The sequence below is a fragment of the Actinosynnema sp. NPDC023658 genome (assembly GCF_040639995.1).
Classification (GTDB): domain Bacteria; phylum Actinomycetota; class Actinomycetes; order Mycobacteriales; family Pseudonocardiaceae; genus Actinosynnema.
This window is the reverse complement of sequence record NZ_JBFAAX010000656.1, coordinates 445-3,198: the sequence shown is the minus strand read 5'-3', so window position 1 is coordinate 3,198 and position 2,754 is coordinate 445. Positions and strand designations below refer to the sequence as shown.

Genomic DNA, 2,754 nt, shown 5'->3' with positions numbered 1-2,754 from the left:
CGGGGGTCTCGTTCGCCGAGGCCGAGCGGAGCCTCACCGCGACACTGGCGAGGTACGCGGCCACCCGGCCCGAGCAGTCGGGAGCGACGTCGTGACCACGGACCTCAACGCGCGGCTCGCCGCACTGAGCCCGCGGCAACGCGACCTGCTGCGCAGCCGGCTCGCCGCCGCTCGACAGGAACGCCCCGCAGAGCCTGGAACGGCACAGCGGGCGACGGCGGAACAGGCGACGGCGCAGCAGCAGCGGGGCGACCTCGGGTGGAGCCTGTTCTTCTTCTCCGCCGAGTCGGACGTACCGATCCGCGAGACCTACGAGCTGGTCATGGAGAGCGCCCGGTTCGCCGACACCCACGAGTTCGAGGCGGTGTGGTTGCCGGAGCGGCACTTCGACTCGTTCGGCGCGCCGTTCCCCAACCCCGCACTGCTCGCGAGCGCCATCGGCACGGCGACCGAATCCGTCGAGGTCCGCGCGGGCAGCGTGGTGCTCCCGCTGCACGACCCGCTGTACATCGCGGAGAACTGGGCGGTGCTGGACAACCTGACCGGTGGCCGCACCGGCGTGTCGCTGGCCAGCGGCTGGCACATCAACGACTTCGTCACCGCGCCGGAGAACTACGAGCGGCGGCGGGAGATCCTCGCCGAAGGGGTGGCGACCCTGCGCACCCTGTGGGCGGGGGAGACCATCCGCCGCACCAACGGCAGCGGGCAGGAGATCGACGTCGCGGCGTTCCCCCTGCCCACGAGGCCGATCCCGTTGTGGCTGACCGTCACCTCCAGGCCGGACACCTGGCAACTCGCGGGTCGGCTCGGCATGAACGTGCTGACCGCCCTGCTGGAGCAGACGGTCGACGAGGTGGCCGAGCGGATCGCGCTGTACCGGCAGGCGCGCCAGGAAGCGGGGCACACCTCGTTGGGCCGGGTGACCCTGATGGTGCACACGCACCTGGCCGACGACCGGGCGAGAGCGCACGACCGGATTCGCGGGCCGCTGACCCGGTACCTGCGCCAGCACATGGAGCTGTTCGCGAAGTACGCCAGGGGCAAGGACCTCGGCTTCGACGTGGACTCGGTGTCCGAAGCGGACAAGGCCGCGCTCGCCGCCATGGCCTTCGACCGGTACGTCAACACGAGCGGACTGTTCGGCAGCGCCGAGAGCGTGCTGCCGATGGTCACCAAGTTGACCGAGGCGGGAGTCGACGAGCTGGGCTGCCTCATCGACTTCGGCGCCAGCAAGGAGGTCGTGCTCGACGGGCTGACCCACCTCGACCGGCTGCGCCTGCTGTGGGCCGAGCGGGAGGACGCGCAATGCCCGCCTTCGTGAAGGACCCCGCGGTCGGCGTGTCCCCGCACTGGCAGCGTGACCTCCACGACGTGCGGCCGGCCGAACCGCTGCCCGCCGCCGACCCGGCGCTGCGTCCGCGCTACGCCGAGCACGGCTTCGTCACCTGCTCCGGTCTCCTGTCCGCCGACGAGGTCGCCGAGCTCGACCGGAACGTCGAGCGCTACCGACGGCACATCGCCCCGAGGTTGCCGCGCGCGGACTGGGTGAACCGGGGACCGGACGGCGTGATCAGGAACATGTACTTCCTCGAACGGGTGGACCCGTTCTTCGCCGCGTACGGCGAGCGGGCCGGACTGCTCGACCTCGTGGCCCTGGTGACCGGCCGGGAACCGCGGTACCTGGGCGCGGAGACGTTCGACAAGCCCGCGCGCACCGGCACCCCGTCGCTGCCGCATCAGGACGGGATCTACTTCGAGGGGCGCACCACCCGCCTGGTGCACATCTGGATCCCGCTCGACACCGCGGACGCCACCAACGGCGCGTTGCTGTACTGGCCGGGCAGCCACACCCAGGGACTGCTCGAGCACCGGCCGATCGACGGTGACCCGTACTTGGGCGCGATCCCCGACGAGACCGTCGCCGCGCTGGGCCGACCGGCGCTGGCCGCGGTCCACCCCGGCGACGCGGTGCTGCACCACGACCGCGTGGTGCACGCGAGCAACCCGAACCGGTCGCCTGCCGGGCGACGCGCGGTCGCGCTCGGCTACACCGTCACCTGAGCCCACCCGACCGCAGGCACCGACACGGCAGGAGACGACGCATGGGCGACGCCACGACAGAGGGCAGGCTGCGCGAGCTGTGGCAGCACCTGCTCGCCGTCGCCGACATCCACGACGACAGCAATTTCTTCACCCTGGGCGGGCACTCCATGCTCGCCACCCGGTTGATGTCGCGCGCCCGACGGACGCTCGGGGTGGACCTGCCGGCGCGGTTGATCTTCGACCGGCCGGTGTTCGGTCCGTTCGTCGCGGGGGTCGAGGCGGTGCTGGCTGGCGGCGCCGACACCGACCGGCCAGTCGTCGTGATCACCGGCGCGGCCACCGGTCCCCTTTCACTGCAACAAGAACAGTTGATGCTGGTGGAGTCGGTGCTGGGCCCGTCACCCGCGAACCACACCGCGGTCGCGGTCGAACTCGGCACCACACCGGACATCCCGGTGCTGCGGCGCGCGGTGGAGCTGTTGCGCACCCGGCACGACGCGCTCCGGACCCGCTTCGCGGCGACCGCCTCGGGCCACACCCAGTCCACGGTCCCGGCGGACGCCCTGCCACCCCTCGTCTTCGAGGAGCACGACCTGAGGTCGGCGCCGGCGAACAAGGTCGAGGTGAGGGCGCGCCGCATCGTGCGCGGACTGTTCCTCACGCCGTTCGACCTCGCCGGCGGCGAAACGCTGCGGGCACAGCTGTTCCACC

Annotated in this window: 3 protein-coding genes; all 3 read left to right on the top strand. The window is 71.8% G+C overall.

Annotated elements, in window-relative coordinates:
- Window positions 1–91 precede the first annotated feature (91 nt).
- On the top strand, window positions 92–1,321 hold the full coding sequence (locus AB0G02_RS32750; RefSeq protein WP_360801973.1) for a MupA/Atu3671 family FMN-dependent luciferase-like monooxygenase: 1,230 nt from the start codon (window positions 92–94) through the stop codon (window positions 1,319–1,321).
- Entirely contained in the window at window positions 1,306–2,061 is a 756-nt protein-coding gene (locus tag AB0G02_RS32745; protein WP_360801970.1) for a phytanoyl-CoA dioxygenase family protein, read from the top strand. Before AB0G02_RS32750 ends, AB0G02_RS32745 begins: the two co-directional genes overlap by 16 nt.
- Before the next feature lie 41 nt (window positions 2,062–2,102).
- A partial coding sequence (locus tag AB0G02_RS32740) for a phosphopantetheine-binding protein (RefSeq protein ID WP_360801967.1) occupies window positions 2,103–2,754 on the top strand: 652 nt, incomplete at its 3' end.

Excerpts from the sequence above, each read along its gene's own strand:
- AB0G02_RS32745 (WP_360801970.1), top strand. The coding sequence starts at position 1,306 with ATGCCCGCCTTCGTGAAGGACCCCGCGGTCGGCGTGTCCCCGCACTGG.